Consider the following 18,877-nt stretch of genomic DNA (forward strand, 5'->3'; position numbering starts at 1 on the left):
TCCGAATATTAAGTATGTTTTTTTTGAAAGCAAGGCCGCAGCAAAATACTTTTACAAACATACTGTACCGCAAGAAGGAATAACTTATACAATTTTGCCTTCCACAAGCGGACTAAATGCTGGTTTAAGTAAAGCTGAAAAAATAGAACAATGGAAAGCTGTATCGCAAATTGGGCTTTCAAAATATGAAGATTAATTTTCAGGCAATATTGAAGAATTACCTATTTCGCATGATATAGAACAGAATTTCTTCTTCTAATTCTCTTGACAGATTTTCGAATTTCATTCTGCGTCGGAAATTTTTTTCGCTTCTATCCTTATAAAGCTCCGTTTTAGCCGTACTTGCGCAGTAAGCATCGCACATTACTTTAAACTTTTGATCTAGTATATATAATTCTTTCATTGAATCGAAGTATGCTGCAAATTTAACATTGTACAATTCGTCAGGAATAGCGGCCATAGGTCTGGTTGTATTTAAATTAATACTTTATTTTACCTTTATAAGTTCATTACATACTCAATTGCCAACAGCTCTTCTTTTGCGTTAGAAAAACGGCATTGAAATAATATTTAAAATTAAAATGAAAAACTTTAATCTTTCTTTCTGAGCCTCTGGAAATGGTTTCAGATTATAATCTGAAACCAGAAATAATAAAATGAACCTTGAACCGTTAAAATGAAACAATGTAAAATCAGACGTTTTTCACATCATACACGTAAATCTGCACCTCATCATCATTGGCTAGAATTCTACGGTCAGCGGCGCATTGCTGTCCGATATCTGACTTAAAAGATTCCATCATCGCTTCTAAAGAATCGAAATATAAATTGGCCACAAGATATACATCGGAATGTCCTGTCGTTGATCGAACTGCTCCATTGCTTACTTCATATTTGATTAATCCTGGAAGCTTTTTTGCTAATGGAATATGTACGCCATAATAATGTTTCTCGAAAGAACTGATGTCTTTTGGCGTTTTGTAGATTACTGTCATTTTTGCCATGATCTTGATTGGTTTATATTGTTAAACAATTGTTTAGAGTAAATTTAAATGCAAATCCAAAACTGTATAATATGAAAACTAGACATTCTTAATGGTATATTTGGACAGTTACTTTTATTACCTTTATATAAAAAAAGAAAATGAAACAGCTTACCATCATAGTTCCTGAAGGAGATAATAATCTTTCGAGTATTTCTGGCGCGTACGAAATCTTCACAAAAGCAAATGCTTTTAATAAAGCAAATGGCAAAAAGGAATTGTTTCATATCCAACTTGCAGGAATTTCTGAAAAAGTAGACTTCAACCAAGGAATCTTTACTGTAAAACCTCATCTTCATATTTCTCAGGTTAACAAAACCGATCTGATTATCATTCCGTCATTGAACCATAACTATAACCTTGCTCTTGAGCATAATGCCGAATTGGTGCAATGGCTGCAAAGACAACATAAAAAAGGAGCCGAAATTGCCACTATTTGCACGGGTGCGTTTATGCTTGCAGCATCGGGGCTTCTAGACGGAAAAAGCTGTTCTACACATTGGTCTGTCAAAGAAAATTTTAGCAAAATGTTTCCAAAAATAAACCTTCGAATTGATGAACTGATTACAGATGAAAACGGAATTTATACCAATGGCGGAGCTTATTCTTTTCTAAATCTAATGATTTACTTAATTGAAAAATATTACGGCAGAGCTACAGCGGTTTATTGTGCAAAGGTGTTTCAGATTGAAATGAACAGAAGTACGCAATCGCAGTTTATTATTTTCTCGGGACAGAAGAAACATGAAGATGAAATGGTGCTTCATGCGCAGTCTTATTTAGAGCAAAATTTGGGAGAAAAATTATCCATGAACGATCTTTCTAGTAGATTTAATGTCAGTAGAAGAAATTTTGACCGAAGATTTATAAAAGCTACTGGAAATACGCCAAGCGAATACCTTCAAAGAGTAAAAATCGAAGCTGCCAAAAAAGCTTTTGAGACAAACAGGAAAACAGTAAATGAAGTAATGTACGAAGTAGGCTATTCTGATATAAAAGCCTTTAGAGACGCTTTTAAAAAAATTACTGGCATTCCACCAATAGAATACAAAAAGAAATATCATAAAGATGCTGCTTAAGACTTAGCGCAAAATTCTACCTTATAATTATATATCTACTGAAGGCTATTAGAACTTTAAAATTCAAGTATTTTTTAATGCAGTCTGCAACTTTGCAATTATAAAAAAAACTGCCCACACAAATACTGGCAACTAATCTGATCACTGAAAATCATGATTAGAAATAGTACAAAATCTCTATTTCTACAATACCGAATCTTCAAATGGCAAATCTTAAATAATGTGCGTTAAAGGGTTTGAATAAAGTTATTTATACCCTTTAAATTATTTATAGGTTTAATCTTAAAAAAAAACACGTATTACTACCTGATGCCAATTTGAAACGGCATCTTACATTTGTTATGATTTAATAATCGAATATTTACAGATTAATATATCGTCCTGTCTAAAATGCTTCTAGACAAGTTCGACATTATATTGTTCTAAGATAAAACATTATTAAAATCCCCATTTTTATACTCCTATTCTATTGAGATTCTGTTATAAAATACGTCATAGAAAGACTTCAATAGCACCAAAACTCTGCGCCAAAAACCATCTGTATGCAATACAGCAAGATTTCCAGTCTGGTTCCTGCTGAATTTCATATTGATTTATTCCATTTTTTTTAAAGTTAGAAAAACAAAAAACCAAATCAATTCTTCTGATATTATGAAAAACACGGTAAATTTCTTTTTAAATGGGAAACCTACAGTTATTGAGAATCCCTCTCCCGATTTACTTTTAATTGATTATTTAAGATCTCCCGAAGTAGGCCTCTGCGGGCCAAAGAAACCATGCGGACAAGGAGGCTGTGGCGGATGCACAGTCATTCTATCTGAATGGAATAATCAGGAAAAGAAACCTAGTCACTTGGCAATAAACTCCTGCCTCAGACCGGTATGTTCTATAGGAGGGCTTTCTATTACCACTATCGAAGGAACTGGCGCCGCACGTAAACCTGACCCAGAACATTTTGTACAAAAAACCAGTTCAACTCGCATGCCCGCTCTTCCAGGTGAAGACTATTCTCCTGTATTGGAAGATGCTGAAAAACAAGCTGGAATAAAACATCTTGCTGTTCAGAAACAGGTTGCCCGTGCCACTCAAGACAGAACCAGTACAGCTGATATAAAACTTATAAAAAATATTTCCGATTTTCCATCTGAAGAGACGCATACAGGGATAAACCCAGTCGCCTATCAATTGGCACTTAACAACGGAAGCCAATGCGGCTACTGCAGTGTAGGATTTGTAATGAATATGTCAGAGTTCATAATCAATAACAAAAACGCAACCAAAAAGGAAATCGAACAAGCCTTTGACGGTAATTTATGCCGTTGCACAGGATATCGATCAATTCTTACTGGAATGAAAACTTTTGCTTCTGACTGGAATGATGATGATGAGAAAAAAAGAATGCCTTGCGCGTTAGATCCTGTGGGTAAAGCCCAACTACCTGGCAAACTAGAAATTCCTTTCCCAAAGGAAGCCCAGCATCCAGCTATAGGCGTTTCAACCAGTCGATGGGCTGCTCCTACTACACTGCAAGAACTTGCAGAAATTTTAAAGGAGAACCGCGACGTTAGACTAGTCCACGCAAACACCTCTTACGGCATTTATAAAAATGAGTATTTGCCAAGCACTTTTTACGCTGACATTCGCTTTATTCCAGAATTAAACGAGAATACTAAAATAACAGAAGATTATATTCTGATATCTGCCAGTACTACCTACAGCAACTTTATTGAAATACTTTCGAAATACATAGAAGGAGAAAACGCTAAAAAGAAATCCAAATCGGATGTTACATCACTTGAAGCACTAGATTATATGGCACGCAGAACTGCTGGGCGAATTGTGCGTAATGCTGCTTCAATTGGCGGAAACACAATGCTGGTTCTAAAACATATTCCAAAAGGAACGGGTGAACCGTTTCCATCAGATCTTTTTACGGTCTTGTTTGCTTTAAATGTAAAAATCAGCTATTTCCAATTAGAGAAAAATAATCAATTTACAGCTTATACAAAAACAGCCGAAGAACTTCTAGAAGCAATAAAAAAAGACTCAAAACTTGCTGATAATATTGTTCTTAGCTCTTACGAAATTCCATTAAAAGACTCCAATTCTATTGTATTTGCTCAAAAAGTGGCACTTCGTGAAGTAAACGCTCACAGTATTGTAAATGCTACCACCAATTTCAAAATTAATGATCAAAAGATTATTGAGTCTGCCATAATTGCGCTGGGCGGTATTGCACCATATCCATGGAGAGCAACAGAAACCGAACAAGCGATGATAAATAAAAAGTTGGAGCTGAAAGATGTTGCTACATTATCTGAAATTTTGGCAAAAGAAGTGCGAAAAGAACTTGATCATCAAGAAGCACGCATGAGAGAAGTTCCTAATGAGGATTTCACCAAAGAATACCGAACACAACTAGCCGTATCCTTTTTTTACAAATCAATTATAAACGCTTTAGTTGCTAAAGGAACGCAAATTCCAGAAAATTTGATTTCTGCAGCAGAAAATAAATGGAGCCATTGGCCTGCAAGTGATGGGGTTCAACATTACAAAACACAAGATTACAAAGCGCCAGTTGCACAACCTTATATCAAGGTAACGGCAATGTACCAAACCTCTGGACAGATTCATTATACACATGAACTTCCAGTTCCTCCTCAAACTTTAAACGGCGCATTTGTACAAAGCCGAAAAGCGCTGATGAATTATTCTTTCGCAGTAAATAATAAAAAAGTTGAGACTGAAGAATTGCGAATTCACCTAAAAAAAGAATATCCTTCTTTTAGCGACATCATTACTCATGAGAATGTTAAAAACGGAGGTCGTAATTATCAGGGAATGGGAAATGACCAGCCGCTTTTTGCTGAAGAATTAGTGAGTTATGTTGGGCAAACTATTGCTATGGTACTTGCCTCAAACGAACAGGAGGCAATCAGAATTGCTGCGGAAGTTTCAGAAAAATACGTTCAGTATGAAAAACCCGGAACTCCTTGGACGGGGAAATGGAGCGAACCCATCTTCGATTTTCTTGATGCAATCAAAAAAGAAAGTATTTTTCCTGATGCACCAATTACAACGCCATTTATATCCCATATCTGGAAAATAACACGTCCAGGAAGCCAGTTTGATTGGGTGAAAGAACTGCCAACTAAACTTAAGACTCTAGTACGTGAACAATCTATAACCGAAAGAAAAGAGAACGTAGACAATATTCCTTGCACGGTGGTTACTTCATCACAACTTTGTGGCGGACAAGCTCATTTTTATATGGAACCGCAAGCATGTATTGCAACTCCTATAGATGAAGGACGAATTAAGGTGCAACCATCTGTTCAAAGTCCTGGTGGAATGCACGATACCGTTGCTTCTGCATTAGCAGTGTATCATCATCAAGTAGAAGTAAATGTTCCGCCTGTTGGAGGAGGATTTGGAGGAAAAACAGAACAGACGCGTTTTGTAGCTGGACCTGCCGCAGTTGCTGCTAAAGCTGTTAAAAAGCCTGTTAGAATAGCCATGCCACGTGACGAAGATACTGCTATGATCGGAAAACGCCATGCTTATTATGGTGAATACGAAATTGCAGTTGACACAGGACAGTATAAACCTGAAAATAAAGGAATCCTTCATGGTTTTCAACTTAAAATGTGGGGAGATGGCGGTGCTTTTTATGACTGTTCATTTATTGTTTCCAATTGCATCCAGCTACGTACAGACAATGCCTATAAAATTAAAAATTTTGAAAGCCAAATTGATGTGTGTAGAACCAATACCGCACCGAGCACAGCAATGCGCGCCTTTGGCGATGTACAAGGAAAAAATATTGTAGAGAATGCCATTGATGATGCAGCCGTTTCTATTGGCATGAGGCCAGAAGATCTGCGTGAAAAAAACCTTTACGACCGTGGCGATGTAACTCCTTTTGGTCAAGCGCTTACTTACTGCTATATGAAACAGGTATGGGCTTACGCTAAAGAAGTTTCAAAATTTGAAGCTAAATATGCAGAAGTTCAAAAATTCAACAAAGAAAACAAATGGTTTAAAAGAGGTATTTCTATGATTCCGGTAAAATATGGATCAGGATATAACCTGCTTATGCTGGAACAATCAGCTGCTGTTGTAGCAATTAATCCAGCTGACGGGACCGTTGTAATTCATCAGGGCGGTGTTGAAATTGGACAAGGTCTGGTTACTCAAGCGCAGCAGGTCGCTTCGTATGTCTTAGGAATTCCGATGGAAATGATATTTATTGATAATGTAAATACAAGCATTACGCCTAATCCAACAAGTACAGGAGGTTCTACAGGAACTCCCTATTCGTGCGAAGCTGTAAAGCAAACCTGCGAAGAAATGCGATCAAGACTTATGGAATTTGGCTATCAGATGCTGAATGAAAATGGTGAAGAATGGTGTACAAACAAAAATATAGATTTTTGGAACTACGGTGCTGGTGAAAATAAAGGTTGGGCAAAAAAGATTAAACCAAACCCAGGGAACAAATCCATGATATGGCAAAACCTAATCAGTTTAGCCGCTTCTCAGAGGGTAAATCTTATTGCCACTTTTAATGCAAAAATAAAAGGCGGTGAAATACAGATTCCTGCCATGACATTTAAAACCGAAAAAGATCAGCCAAATATTCCAGGTATAGAACGCATAAAAGATGCTTCGCTAGGAGGCGGTGTTGATTCTTTTGTGGGTTTCACCTATTCTGTCGCGTGTTCGGTTACTGAAGTAGACATTCTTACTGGAGAAGTGAAAATTATCAGTTCTGATATCATTTATGATATGGGATGGAGTATGAATCCTGCGATTGATATAGGACAAATTGAAGGTGCTTTTGTTCAAGGAATTGGATATCTGTTAACTGAGAAATTAGTATCAGAGATAGAGGGTCCGGATAAAGGAAGATTAAATTCAACTAACACTTGGCGCTACAAAATTCCTGCAATAACCACAATTCCGCTAGAAATGAACACCTATCTTTTTCCGAGAGATGAAAAGTCTGTTCTAAGCATACCTGAAGATCCTAACCAGATATTTTCTGCCAAAGAAGTGGGAGAACCTCCTTTGGTATTAGCCAACAGTGTCTTCTTTGCTATAAAAGATGCTATAAGAGCCTCAAGAGTAGAGCGCGGACTCTCTCCTCTATTTCGATTAGATGCTCCTGCTACTGTACAAGAAGTGCGAAGAGCTTGCGAGATTACTGAAAACAATTTAGCTACTAAATAAACCATTAACCCAATCCTCAATTTATGAAACATTTAAAACCGCTTATTATAGCAACTTCGATTTTGTTTGCTTCCTGCGACAAGAAACGCGAAGAACCTGTTGCAGAAAAAAAGAACCATGCATTAGCTGCACTAGAACAGAAAAATTATGAAGAAGACGGATTTCCCGACTTCGGTTATATGGTAAGTCCTCAGGAATACAGAGATAAATACGCTGACCAGCCTATCTTTCGTCTAAAAACAGATTTCCCAACTGAATTGCCAGAGGAAATGCCTAAATTTCTTGATATCGATTTCAAGAAAGAACCTTTAAAGTATATAGAAGCTGTACGCGATTATGGCTTTGAGGGAAATACTGAAGAATGGAATCCATACAAAAACAAAGTTCGTAATTGGTACCACATTCCATGGTTGCATCCAAGTGTTGAAGGTCCTAATGCTTATCCGCCAAACGGAGGAACAGAAGGCTTTCATGGCTTAATTAAAGAGGCTCCTCTTGGTCCTTTGCAATTAGGGCCAGGACTCAAAGGTATTGAGGGAGATTATTCTGTTTATGCCATTACCCTCATCAATGATAAAGCAGGTTATGCTATGGGCAAAATGTGGAAATCTCCGCAAAGTCCTAATATAAAAGTATTGGACAAACGTTATGATAATGGAGGATTCCCAACAGGTACTGTATTTATCAAACTGCTTTTTACTGATGCTCCTAAAGGTACAGATTTCGTAGATTACCTTGTAAATCCGTTAACTTGGAAAGCTTATATAACAGAAAATTTTTGGAAATCTGACAAAAGAGTAGTTTCTGATGTGCATCTTCTGCAAATGGATATTTCTGTCCGCGATCCTAGAGCAGATAGAAGTCCTAGCAATCCCCAGGGAACTGGATGGGTATTTGGAACTTTCTGTTACAACGGTAAGCTGAACAAGAAAAATAAGTTGATGAATCTTGTACCTGTTGGACTTACATGGGGGAACGATCCTGAAAACAAGATCAACAAAACATCGCCTTATCCACCAATAAAAACTGAGGTAAACAAAGACCTTAAAGAAACAGTAATTTTCGAAAGTCCGAACCTGCCTCCTCAGCATCTTGGATGGAATGGTAGATTAGATGGTCCTGCCGATCTTAATACAGTTTCCTGCATGTCATGCCATAACGCGGCACAATATCCAGCGGTGACATCTCTTGTTCCGCCTAACGCAGCTCCAGACGGAGGCGTAAACCCACCTGCTGGAGGAGGAGGCAAAAAATGGATGGAATGGTTTCAGAACATAGAATGCGGAACCTCAATGGATCCGAATGTATATTCAACCGATTTCTCTTTCCAAGTAGCTATTGCCCTAGAAAATTTCTTTACCGCTAAAGCTGCTTCTGAAAACGGAAAATTTGCTTCACAGTATAAAGCTGTTCATGTACCAATTCGTCGAGGAGATATTGCTCCGAACAAATAATTTCATACTTAAAATAAAAAATCTTACCTGCCTTATTAAGGCAGGTAAGATTATATTTTAGCACAAATACCTCACAAATCTTTAAAAAAATAGATTTTTCAATTACAGAAAAATCAATGCATAATTATCACAACAAACCACCACTTAAAGTTTTCATCTATAATAATTATATTTTTTGTCACGTTTTAATACTACACTTTGTCTTATGAGTATTATTAACTAGTAAAAAAATAAAATTATGATTATCGTAAAAGTTACTTATACTGTACAAGCTGATTTCAGTAAAAAAAATCAAGAAAATATAAATCTATTTATGCTTGATTTTAAAAAAATGAACCCTGAAGAGTTTCAATATAATGCTTATCTGTGTTCCGATGGCAAAACCTTTGTCCATATTTCTCACTATCAAAATGAAAAAATACAAAAACAATTGCTTCAGGTACCTTCTTTCCTATCCTTCCAGAAACAACGAGATGAAAGCGGTTTAGAAAATGCTCCACAAATAGAGGTAATGCATCTCGTAGCTGCTGCACAAAATATTTTTTAAGATTTATAAAATGAAATGATTCCCTCAAAATCAATTAAATTTGGAGACAGTTCAGCAGATTCTATTTTGCTCTGCTGAACTGTCCCATTTAAAATTAACCTAAAAATGATAAAATTTAAAACGGCTGCCAAAAAATTATATCCCTACGCATACAATATTCTTGGAAATCGAACCGATTGTGAAGATGTTATACAGGAGGTGATAATGAATTTTGCAGAAAAAGATACAGGCTCAATTGTTTATCAAGACGCTTATCTGATTAAGGCAGTCATTAACCGCTCTATCAATTTGAAAAAGAAAAACGACAGAGAACAGCGAAAGAAAGTTACTTTGCCCGAACCAATTGTCACCAATTATGCTGAAACCAGAATTGAAATGGAAGAAATTCTAAATTATTCTATGCTGGTACTTCTTGATACTCTCAATACGAAAGAGCGTGCTGTTTTTCTACTGAAAGAAATTTTTGATTATGAACATGAAGAGGTGGCATCTCTACTATCGGTTTCTACTGAAAATTCAAGGCAACTGCTCACTAGAGCCAAAAAGAAACTAAAACTAAGAAAACCAGTTGTTGCCGCTCCTCAAGCAAAGGATATAAAACATTTAGAACAGTACATCCAAGCCATCCGTTTACGCGACATACCAGCACTTGAGAAAATGCTGTCTCAAGAAGTTCAGGTTATGGCCGACGGCGGAAGCAAAATGACTGTGGTTGCTGAGCTTACCTCCGGTATTGAGGACACCATCAAGCTAGTCACTTATCTTTTTGAACATTATCAGAAAGAATTTCAAATAAAAATAGAAGAAATCAATCACCAGCCAGCACTGCTATTTTACCAAAATACAACATTGATAAACTGTCAGATTTTTGAATTTAATGAAAATGGTGAAATCGTGAATATTTTTTCTGTAGTTGACCCAGACAAACTCACTCATATTTAGAACACGCCTTAAGCAATTCATTAACATCAAGCTCACCACTGCATTATACATTTCCTTAATCCAATTGGTCTTTTTATGATTTTATAATAGCCACGATTTCTTTAAATCCTTTTGCTTGAGCATGCTGCAGCGGAGTTATCCCATCATGGTCAGGTATATCCATTCTTGATCCTGCCTCTTTTAGAATCTGGACAATCTGCTGATATTTTATGCTTCCATCTCCCAACACAATAGCTTCCATTAAAGCGGTCCAGCCTAAACGATTAACATAATCGATCGGAAAATTTTTAGTGTTGGCAAGCAATCTTACCGTTTCTACATGGCCACGTTCGCATGCAGGTATAAGCGCCGATCCGTTGTAGCGATTAAAAATATCGAAGCGTGCACCATTGTTTAAAAATAGCTGTACAAGTTCTGTCTGACCGCTTGCACCGGCATACAGAAAAGCACTGTCTTTGTTCTCTGCCTGCTGATTCACATCTGCTTTATACTTTATTAAGACTTTTGCCATTTCTATTTGTTTGCCCATTGTAGCAATCAGCAATAGAGAACGTTTAGCATTGTCAATAGTATTTACGTTTGCTCCATTTTCTAAAGCTTTCACAACTCCAGAAATATCATTCTGATGAACTAACTGTACAATATCTTTTTGCATCATTTCATTTTTTTTAGAAGCCCAAACTGACTGGCAAGAATGGGCAGACATTATTATCGTTACTAAAAGAAGTAGTATATTTTTCATAAACAGATAAATTAGAAAACAATATTGCCTTTATAAATAAGAGATTTTATTGGCGATATACGAGAAACTGCTTCTGCAGAACAACTGGCATCTACAAGTACCAGATCGGCATCGTCGCCTGCTTTTGGCCATTGTTGCACACCTTTTTCATCTAACGGAATAGGTCCTGCTGTTGCCAACCTTAGCATTCTAGATAATCCGAATTCTGAAACCTGTCCGTATAGTTGAGCAGCAAGATTGGCTTTCTGCAGTACGCTTCCTGTTCCCATAGTGCTCCAATAATCTACAATACTATCATTTCCCGTCATAACATTTACTCCGTGTTTTAACAATGTCGGAATCGGCATAATCATCCCGCCAAAAGGTATTGTAGAAATAATCCCAACTTGTGCAGCTGCCAACTGTTCGGCTATTGTTTCCTGTTTTACTTTATCTAAAGCAGCAAGAGCAAAGGCATGGCTAACAAAGGTTTTTCCTTTTAGAGCTGGATTTTCATTCACTTTATCAATTAAGTACTCGATAGTATCAAGACCAGATTTTCCCGATTCATGCAAGTGGATGTCAATTCCTTTATTATTATCTAAAGCGAGCTGAATGGTAGTGTCCATCGTTCTCTGAATTGAACCGTCTACATTTGTAGGATCTAAACCTCCAATAAAATCAATATCCATTTTTGCAGCTTCCTTCATATAAGGAAGTGAATCTGTATAATACAAACCGTGTTGTGGAAAAACTACTAGCTCTGCTCCAAAACTATTCTTTTTATTGGCCAGTGCAATTTGAAGATTTTTAAGAGAATCCAGTTTAGATGTAGGTTCAATATTGACGTGGCTACGAGCAAATCCTGTTCCCTGTGACTGTAACAATTCGATAAGTTTTTCAGCCTTATACGTAGAATTTTTTAGCATATCGGGCATTGTTTTCTGCTCTAGTGCAATCATTCCTTTTATTCCTCCCGAACGGCGTACTGCACGCCACTTTTCGGCATATAGAGTCTTGTCCAAATGAATGTGCATGTCTCTGAAAGACGGCAACATTAGCATTCCTTTAGCATCTATTTCTTCTTTACCAGTCCCATTAGGACTAATTTTCTTTATTTTGCCATTCTCAATTTCTACAGAAAAAAGCCCAGTTTTAGTTGCTACGACTTCGTCTCCTTCAAATTCAAAACCAGTTTCCAAACGTACATTTTTCAAAGCATAAGTCTTGCCTAATGCTGTTGTTTTATCTTCATGCAAAGGTTTATTTTTTCCTTGCAACACTGACGGCATAAATGCAATAGTCGCTAAACCTAATCCGGAATTCTTTAGAAAATCTTTACGTGAAATACCTCGCTTGTCCATATTTATGTTTATTTAATTAATGAAGGGCTTTCCTTATTTAAACAAAAAATAAGAGAGCGGTTTCAAATGTACAGATTTGCAAACCAGAAAACTTGCATGATTTCTACGGCAGCTTGAAGAATTTATCTCTTTTTCCGAAATTCAGTTGGCGAGATACCAATCTGGCTTTTAAAAAAATTAGAAAAATACGCATGGTCTACAAAACCCAATTCAAAGGCAATTTCCTTTATGGATAAATCGGCACTTTCGAGCAGTCTTTTAGCTTCTGTAAGCACACGTTGCTGTATAAGCTGTGTAGCAGAAATTTTAAGATGCTTTCTGCACAGAACATTAAGGTAATTGGCAGAAACATTTAGTTTGACCGCATAAAATGCCACAGATTTCTCCTGCTTGAAGAATTCATCTATCAGCATATTAAAAGAAGCTAACCGCGAATTAGACTGATACACTTTAAATTCAGTGAAAGTATATTCTGCTTCTCTACTAATAATGGATGCTATAACTGCTGCACGAGCATTAATCAGATAGGTCAGGAAATCTGCCCGTTTCAGTTCATTTTTGATTGCATCAAATTCATAATGAAGTAGTTCAAAAGCCGTTTGAGATAATTGTATAACAGGATGATTCTGGTAATTGGTAAAAGAAAATCTAAAATATGGAGCAAATCTTTCAAAGAAGGTTCGTTCAATCATGAGCTGATAACCAACTGTTCCCGCCTTGATATCCCATTTGTGCATTTGTCCAGGAAACAATACATGAACCTGATAATCGCTAATAGGGTAATCTATAGAATCAATTGAATGAATGCCTTTTGCTTTTTCAAATAAACTGATGGTAAAGAAATCATGCGAATGGGGTTTTTCTATAATTCTCTCTCCATGGAGTTCATTAAACAAAATCTCCTCACTGCCTGCGAACTGGTCATCTCTAAATTCCTGTATACTGATCACTGATACAGAATGATTCCTTTCAGGTTTATGCATAATGAAGACGCTGTTTTTTTTTCGTAACCACTCTCTCTAAAGAAACTAAGTCATAAATGAAATTTATAAAAAATATCAAACGAATATGCCGTTTAACTATTATACTCTGAGGGCTTTAAAATTATATAGATTCCTTTTAAACCATAAACCGTTTTCTTCTCTCCATTGGCTCCGATAAACATCAGTAAAAATATAAATTTCTCTTCGATTTATAAGAAAAGCCAATAAAAAAAGCTTAAATTAGTGTTTCATTTTTAGCGGTATATGAGGTTTAAATATTAATTTTTCAATCCCTTATAAAGCCTTTACATTTTTAAACTACAGCTAAAATACAAAATCAGGTTTCAATGAAAAATAGCCCTAAATTAATTAGCAATTATGAGTACAAGAAATTCTTTCTTCCAGATATAACCACTCACAATCTTTTTAACAATTCCAACATACAGCTGTACCGAATTGAAAATTATTTAAAAAAAATTGTAATCCCTGTTAATCCCTATCAAACCACTTTTAACTTTCTGATTTTTGTCACACAAGGATATGTAAAACAGCAACTGGAAACATCTGTATTTGAGATCAATGCTAATCAAGCGCTTAGTATTAAACAAGGAAATTTTACAGCAACGTTAGAACTATCAGATGATGTCGAAGGCTTTTTTGTTATCTATGAAAATGAGGTTATCACCGAAATTGCCCTGACCACAAGCGACTTAAGATTTTTTTACACTTCACCCTTCTCGATATTAGATCATGATCAAATCAATTGGCTTATCCGTTTGTTTGAATTGCTGGAAGAAGAATTAAACCAGACTGAACATATTAATGCAATTAGCACTGCACTTCTTCAATCTGCATTGCTAAAAATTATACGAACAGAAAATACCGATAACAAATCGCTCAGTCGCGCAAGTTTTATCTCTTTTCAGTTTAGGGAGTTAGTTCAGAAAAACCATATTCAACATAAAAACATAGATTATTACTCCAATATTTTAAAAATATCAGATAATTATTTGAACAAATGCGTTAAAGAAACCACTGGAAAGGCTCCAAAACAATGGATAAACGAAATTACCATCCAACACAGCCAAATTCTTTTACAGGATAATTCGAAAGAAATTGCAGAAATAGCATTTGAACTGCATTTTCAATCTCCTTCCTATTTTTCGCGTATGTTTAAAAAAGTGACAGGAGAGTCTCCTTCTGATTATAGAACACGATTTTTGAAACATTAAAATTTAAAATTCATTCATATAAAAAAAAGAAAACGCTTAAACAGGATTTTAAGAATCCTGTTATAAGCGTTTTTGTCTAAAAAAGACTCTACTTAAAAATATAGATTTTACTTGGTAAATTAAGCTGGTGTACCCTCGCTGTTAGAAACAACAGCGTCAACTTGAATTAAGGCATTCAAAGGAATTTCCGAAACGCCAATTACTGTTCTTGCAGGCAAGTCTCCACTGAAAAATGAAGTGTAAATTTCGTTTACCACCGCAATATCAGCCACATTTTTTAACTGAATGTTCACTTTAACAATATCATCCATTTTATGGTCGATACTTTCTACAATTGCTTTGATATTATTTAAACATTGTACTGCTTGCTCTTTAATACCACTGCCAACTATTTGATTGTTTTCTGGAACCAAAGGCAATTGGCCTGAGATGTGATTGTAATGAGAATACGCAACTGTATGTGAATAGGCCACTTTTGGAGCATTTTCTGTATTGTTTGCTTCAATAACTAGAAAACGTGCATCTTCAGGAAGTTGTGGCGGTGTTCCGTCACCATGTGAAACTGCAGTATCAATCTGTACTAAAGCACCTAATGGCAAAGCACAAGCACTAACAATGGTTCTAGCCGGAACATAGTCTGGGAAGAATTTTGCTAAAACTCCATTCACAACCTCAACATCTGAAATATCCTTAAGAAAAACAGTAGTTTTAACCACATCATTCATAACATGTCCGATGCTTTCTAAAATAGCTTTAATATTTTCTAAACATTGCTCTGCTTGTTCTTTTACACCACCTGCAACAATTTTACCAGACTTTTGATCAATAGGTAATTGAGCTGAAATATTGCTATAATGAGAAAATGCAACATTATGTGCGTGTATACTCTTTGGTGCGTTTTCTGTATTTCTAGTCACTTTAACAAGGTCCAAAGCTTTTTGCGGAGTTGTTCCTTCGCCGTTTGAGATAAGAATATCTATCTGAATTAAAGCACCATCTAATGGTAGAGCTTCTACAGCTACAGTTGTACGAGTTGGCAAATTGCTTTTGAAGAATGTTTTGTACACTTCGTCTACTGCTTCTATATCAGAAATATTCTTTAAGAAAACAGTTAGTTTTACAGCGTCATCCATAACATGGCCAATGCTTTCTACAATGGCTTGAATATTTGTCAAACATTGTTTTGCCTGCTCTTTTATATCGCTACTAACAATTTCTCCCGTTTTAGGATCAATAGGCAATTGCGCCGAAAAATTGTTGTAATGAGAAAATGCAACAGTTTGCGTTGAAAATGGGCTTTTTGGCGCTTTTTCTGTATTTCTCGAATTCTTTTTAATTTCGCTCATAATTTGTTTGATTTCTGTTTTTATAATTATTTTTTAATGCGCTTCTTTCTATTAGCTTATCATGCTCCAAAAGGATCTTTCCAAATTATATCTAAGGCCAAATAATTCACGTCTGAAATATCAGATCCTTTACCAATCAGGTTATACATATAGCCCACATCGAAAATGAATGGCGTTTTATGTGGAGTAAGTGAGTAGTAAAGCGTAAACCTGCTTTCTTTGTAATCAAATTTTGACCATTCTTTCTCGGGTTCATTCTCTTTGCTGATTGCAAAAAGAACTTCGGCACCACCTATGATATGATGTGTTTTAGTGCTTCCTAAATCTAGGCTTAGCTGTGTTTTGAAACGTGTACGCAACTGAAAATTCTCTTCGGCATTACTAGAATCAGGATTAAAGAATTTTCTAAATTCTTGCCTTACCGTATTTTTCCATTTCAGCCCGTTGCCTTCCGTGATATAAGAATAGCGTCCGTACAATCTAAATTCCTGTTCAATTGCAGGATTCAATTCCTCATAAGGCGCTTCAGAGTCATAATTATTAGATCTTCTGTAACTAAGCGCATAGGAGTATTCCCAGTTCTTGCTGTATCTATTGGAAATTTCCTCATTGATTACCAGAATTGCCATTTTAGAAAATGGATTATTCTCATCAGGACTACTCTTTAAACCAACACCTACATAAGTTGTCGATTCTTTATGTTTAAGCGAATCTAAAGATTGCCTTACGCCAAAGGCAAACCAAGAAGCATTTTTACCTTCTCCCAAACCTGGTGGACTTAACTGTGCGAATGATTTACTAAATGTGACCACAAAAATGACCACTGCCAATAGCAATTTGCTTTTTGCAGACACGTTTTTCATATTTTCTAAAGTTTAAAATTTATAGCTTATTCCAGCTTTTACAGCGAAAGGAGTTCCGGGAGTAAAACATAATTCTGATACTGAACTAGCTTCGTCTCTAAGTCTTGTTTCTGTTTCAAATTGCGCTTCATTCCATTTGGTATTAAAGATGTTTTGAAACTGCATATTTACTTCCCAGCTTTTTTTTCCATAAGCCAACACAAGATCATTAACGAAATAGCCACGTGTTCTTACCGAATTATCTTCAATAGCAGGTCTTGAGTCCATATAGCGATATCTTAGGTTTGCAGAGAAACCAGAAGGAAGTTTTACCGCTACTCCTCCAGTACTGGTAAGAGTTGGTACTAACGGAATATAATCTTCTCCTTTTGGTTCATCAATATAACGCGCGTGAGCATAATTTAGATCTCCGTCTAGATAAAGCCATGAAATAGGCTGATATCGCAAACTTAGGTCAAAACCTAGACGGCGCGTTTTTCCTGATGGCTCTACCACGGCTTCGTCGCCAACATACACAAATTCTTGCTGTAAATACATATGCCAGATCGCCGGCTGAATGATCATATTGGCTGTTGGACGAAGAATTACACCTAAATCACTTCCGAAAGAATAAGGCAGAATGTCTTTTCCATCCTGTGCTACAACAACTCTTACGTCATTGGAGTGAAAACCAAAACCTGATTTAATATACCATTGCACATTTTGGTTTTGTGTATACGAAATATTCAATTTTGGACTTATTCTAGCCGCCGAAGCCTCTTTCGCTGCAGGCAAACTAGCAAGTCGATCGTGAAGACTAAAAGTAAAATAGTCTAACCTCGCTGATGGATTGATGAGCCATTTCCCTACTCTATAATCAATTGAGGTATAGCCATGAACATTTACTTCTGTAGCAGATCCATCAGATAATCTATCTAACAATAAGTCACGCTGATAAACATGATTTAATTGCAAATCCTTAATATCATCAAAACGGAATCCCGCTCCTGACGTCCATGTCAAATTGCTATTTTCAAATGCAAATCTTCGAATATATTTATTTTCCAAGCCATAAATAGAGCGATTATCGGTCTGCTGAATCTCATCACCATAAACTGGATCATTCAAATAAAAGGTAAAATTCGAAAACAGATTAAAGTTGTATTTTGAATAGAATAAATTGCTAGAAAATTCTTCATTTTCATTGGCTAAATATCTATAATTTACTGCCAGATTTGTTCTCGAAGTCCTTCCACCCTCTGTTGGATCTATAGATCCCCATCTGCTTATAATTCCTTCTTCTACAGCTCTTTCTGGAATCTGTCCCGAAGCATTCCAGCTTGAAGAAAAAGTAGACCCTAAAATAGAGATGTATTGTTTTTCATCAATCCACTGGCTGTACTTCGCCAAAAAATTAATTCGCGTAAAATCCTGCTTAACATCAAATGGCCCATCGGTATAATTGAACTCTCCCGCAACATAGAAATTCTTATCTTGGTTGTTTTTATTTAAAAGATTGAGCATTGTCACCGCTCGCATGGTATTAAAAGAACCTCCTTCAATTTTGAAAAGATTATTCTCTAACTTGTCAAAAGTGCTGAAATTGACATAACCCGAAGTATTAAAATCTCCTTTATCAGCATAATAAGCTCCCTTTCCAAAATCAATATCTTTGACCGTTTCTGGAATCAGAAAATGCAGATCGGCATATCCTTGTCCATGCGCATGTGAGACTATATTAACAGGCATTCCATCTGCCATCACGCTGATATCGGTTCCATGATCATTATCAAATCCGCGCAAAAATATTTGTTCAGCCTTGCCTCCGCCAGCATGTTGAGCAATAAAGAGTCCGGGAACTTTTCTCAATAAATCCTGTGCAGAATTAACTGGAGACATTTTTAAATCGACTTTCATTATCTTTTTTCTGAAATCGACGTTGTTTATAACTATTTTGCTCAGATGCATTGTATCTGCTTCTGATTTTTTTACTTCTAATTTGTTTGCTTCTGGCTTATTTGCCTTTTGGGCAAATCCATTCTGCACTGCTAACAATACTATTACAATTGCTGTAAAAAGTTTGTTTTTCATT

The 18,877-nt window shown here is 36.1% G+C and carries 14 protein-coding genes and 1 pseudogene; 7 read left to right on the top strand and 8 right to left on the bottom strand.

The genetic code is table 11. The features are described 5' to 3' along the window. Positions 1-196, top strand: a pseudogene (locus DM397_RS02190) (DNA-deoxyinosine glycosylase); the annotation flags it as partial. 21 nt (positions 197-217) lie between these two features. On the opposite strand, the gene DM397_RS02195 reads toward DM397_RS02190, so the two are convergent. Continuing rightward, a complete protein-coding gene (locus DM397_RS02195; RefSeq protein WP_111364648.1) occupies positions 218-460 on the bottom strand; it encodes a hypothetical protein in 243 nt (80 codons plus the stop codon). Between the two features lie 232 nt (positions 461-692). Next, positions 693-1,004, bottom strand: a complete 312-nt coding sequence (locus DM397_RS02200; RefSeq protein ID WP_111375990.1) for an EthD family reductase — start codon at positions 1,002-1,004, stop codon at positions 693-695. 140 nt (positions 1,005-1,144) lie between these two features. Here DM397_RS02200 and DM397_RS02205 point away from each other — a divergent pair, with 140 nt between their 5' ends. The 5 genes from DM397_RS02205 to DM397_RS02225 all read left to right on the top strand — a co-directional run bounded on the left by DM397_RS02205 (position 1,145) and on the right by DM397_RS02225 (position 10,297). After that, the gene (locus DM397_RS02205; RefSeq protein WP_111375991.1) at positions 1,145-2,122 is read left to right on the top strand and encodes a GlxA family transcriptional regulator; all 978 of its coding nucleotides are present in this window, start codon (positions 1,145-1,147) and stop codon (positions 2,120-2,122) included. A gap of 651 nt (positions 2,123-2,773) precedes the next feature. After that, complete coding sequence (locus tag DM397_RS02210) at positions 2,774-7,354, top strand: molybdopterin cofactor-binding domain-containing protein (RefSeq protein ID WP_111376029.1); 4,581 nt, start codon at positions 2,774-2,776, stop codon at positions 7,352-7,354. A 23-nt stretch (positions 7,355-7,377) separates the two neighbouring features. Further along, positions 7,378-8,808 (top strand): hypothetical protein, encoded by a 1,431-nt coding sequence (locus tag DM397_RS02215; protein ID WP_111375992.1) that lies wholly within the window; start codon positions 7,378-7,380, stop codon positions 8,806-8,808. Positions 8,809-9,046: 238 nt separating this feature from the next. After that, positions 9,047-9,355 (top strand): hypothetical protein, encoded by a 309-nt coding sequence (locus DM397_RS02220; protein ID WP_111375993.1) that lies wholly within the window; start codon positions 9,047-9,049, stop codon positions 9,353-9,355. 105 nt (positions 9,356-9,460) lie between these two features. Then, positions 9,461-10,297 (top strand): sigma-70 family RNA polymerase sigma factor, encoded by an 837-nt coding sequence (locus DM397_RS02225; RefSeq protein WP_111375994.1) that lies wholly within the window; start codon positions 9,461-9,463, stop codon positions 10,295-10,297. A gap of 73 nt (positions 10,298-10,370) precedes the next feature. Here the strand turns inward: DM397_RS02225 and DM397_RS02230 are convergent, their stop codons facing one another. The 3 genes from DM397_RS02230 to DM397_RS02240 all read right to left on the bottom strand — a co-directional run bounded on the left by DM397_RS02230 (position 10,371) and on the right by DM397_RS02240 (position 13,365). Beyond that, positions 10,371-11,039 carry an ankyrin repeat domain-containing protein gene (locus DM397_RS02230; RefSeq protein WP_111375995.1) on the bottom strand — a complete coding sequence of 223 codons (669 nt, stop codon included), beginning with the start codon at positions 11,037-11,039 and terminating at the stop codon, positions 10,371-10,373. Positions 11,040-11,050: 11 nt separating this feature from the next. Beyond that, positions 11,051-12,382, bottom strand: a complete 1,332-nt coding sequence (locus tag DM397_RS02235; protein ID WP_111375996.1) for an amidohydrolase — start codon at positions 12,380-12,382, stop codon at positions 11,051-11,053. A gap of 122 nt (positions 12,383-12,504) precedes the next feature. Continuing rightward, positions 12,505-13,365 (bottom strand): AraC family transcriptional regulator, encoded by an 861-nt coding sequence (locus DM397_RS02240; RefSeq protein ID WP_111375997.1) that lies wholly within the window; start codon positions 13,363-13,365, stop codon positions 12,505-12,507. Positions 13,366-13,712: 347 nt separating this feature from the next. On the opposite strand from DM397_RS02240, the gene DM397_RS02245 reads away from it, so the two are divergent. After that, positions 13,713-14,597 carry a helix-turn-helix domain-containing protein gene (locus DM397_RS02245; protein WP_111375998.1) on the top strand — a complete coding sequence of 295 codons (885 nt, stop codon included), beginning with the start codon at positions 13,713-13,715 and terminating at the stop codon, positions 14,595-14,597. 119 nt (positions 14,598-14,716) lie between these two features. On the opposite strand, the gene DM397_RS02250 is transcribed toward DM397_RS02245, so the two are convergent. The 3 genes from DM397_RS02250 to DM397_RS02260 are packed head-to-tail and all read right to left on the bottom strand — an operon-like array spanning position 14,717 to position 18,876. Continuing rightward, positions 14,717-15,943 carry a RidA family protein gene (locus tag DM397_RS02250; RefSeq protein WP_239457774.1) on the bottom strand — a complete coding sequence of 409 codons (1,227 nt, stop codon included), beginning with the start codon at positions 15,941-15,943 and terminating at the stop codon, positions 14,717-14,719. A 59-nt stretch (positions 15,944-16,002) separates the two neighbouring features. Then, positions 16,003-16,806: a DUF2490 domain-containing protein gene (locus tag DM397_RS02255; protein ID WP_111376000.1), complete on the bottom strand. Its 804-nt coding sequence runs from the start codon at positions 16,804-16,806 to the stop codon at positions 16,003-16,005. A gap of 12 nt (positions 16,807-16,818) precedes the next feature. Further along, positions 16,819-18,876, bottom strand: a complete 2,058-nt coding sequence (locus tag DM397_RS02260) for a TonB-dependent receptor (RefSeq protein WP_111376001.1) — start codon at positions 18,874-18,876, stop codon at positions 16,819-16,821. Between the last annotated feature and the right edge of the window lies 1 nt (position 18,877).

It is taken from the genome of Flavobacterium nitrogenifigens, from assembly GCF_003254565.1.
Lineage (GTDB): Bacteria > Bacteroidota > Bacteroidia > Flavobacteriales > Flavobacteriaceae > Flavobacterium > Flavobacterium nitrogenifigens.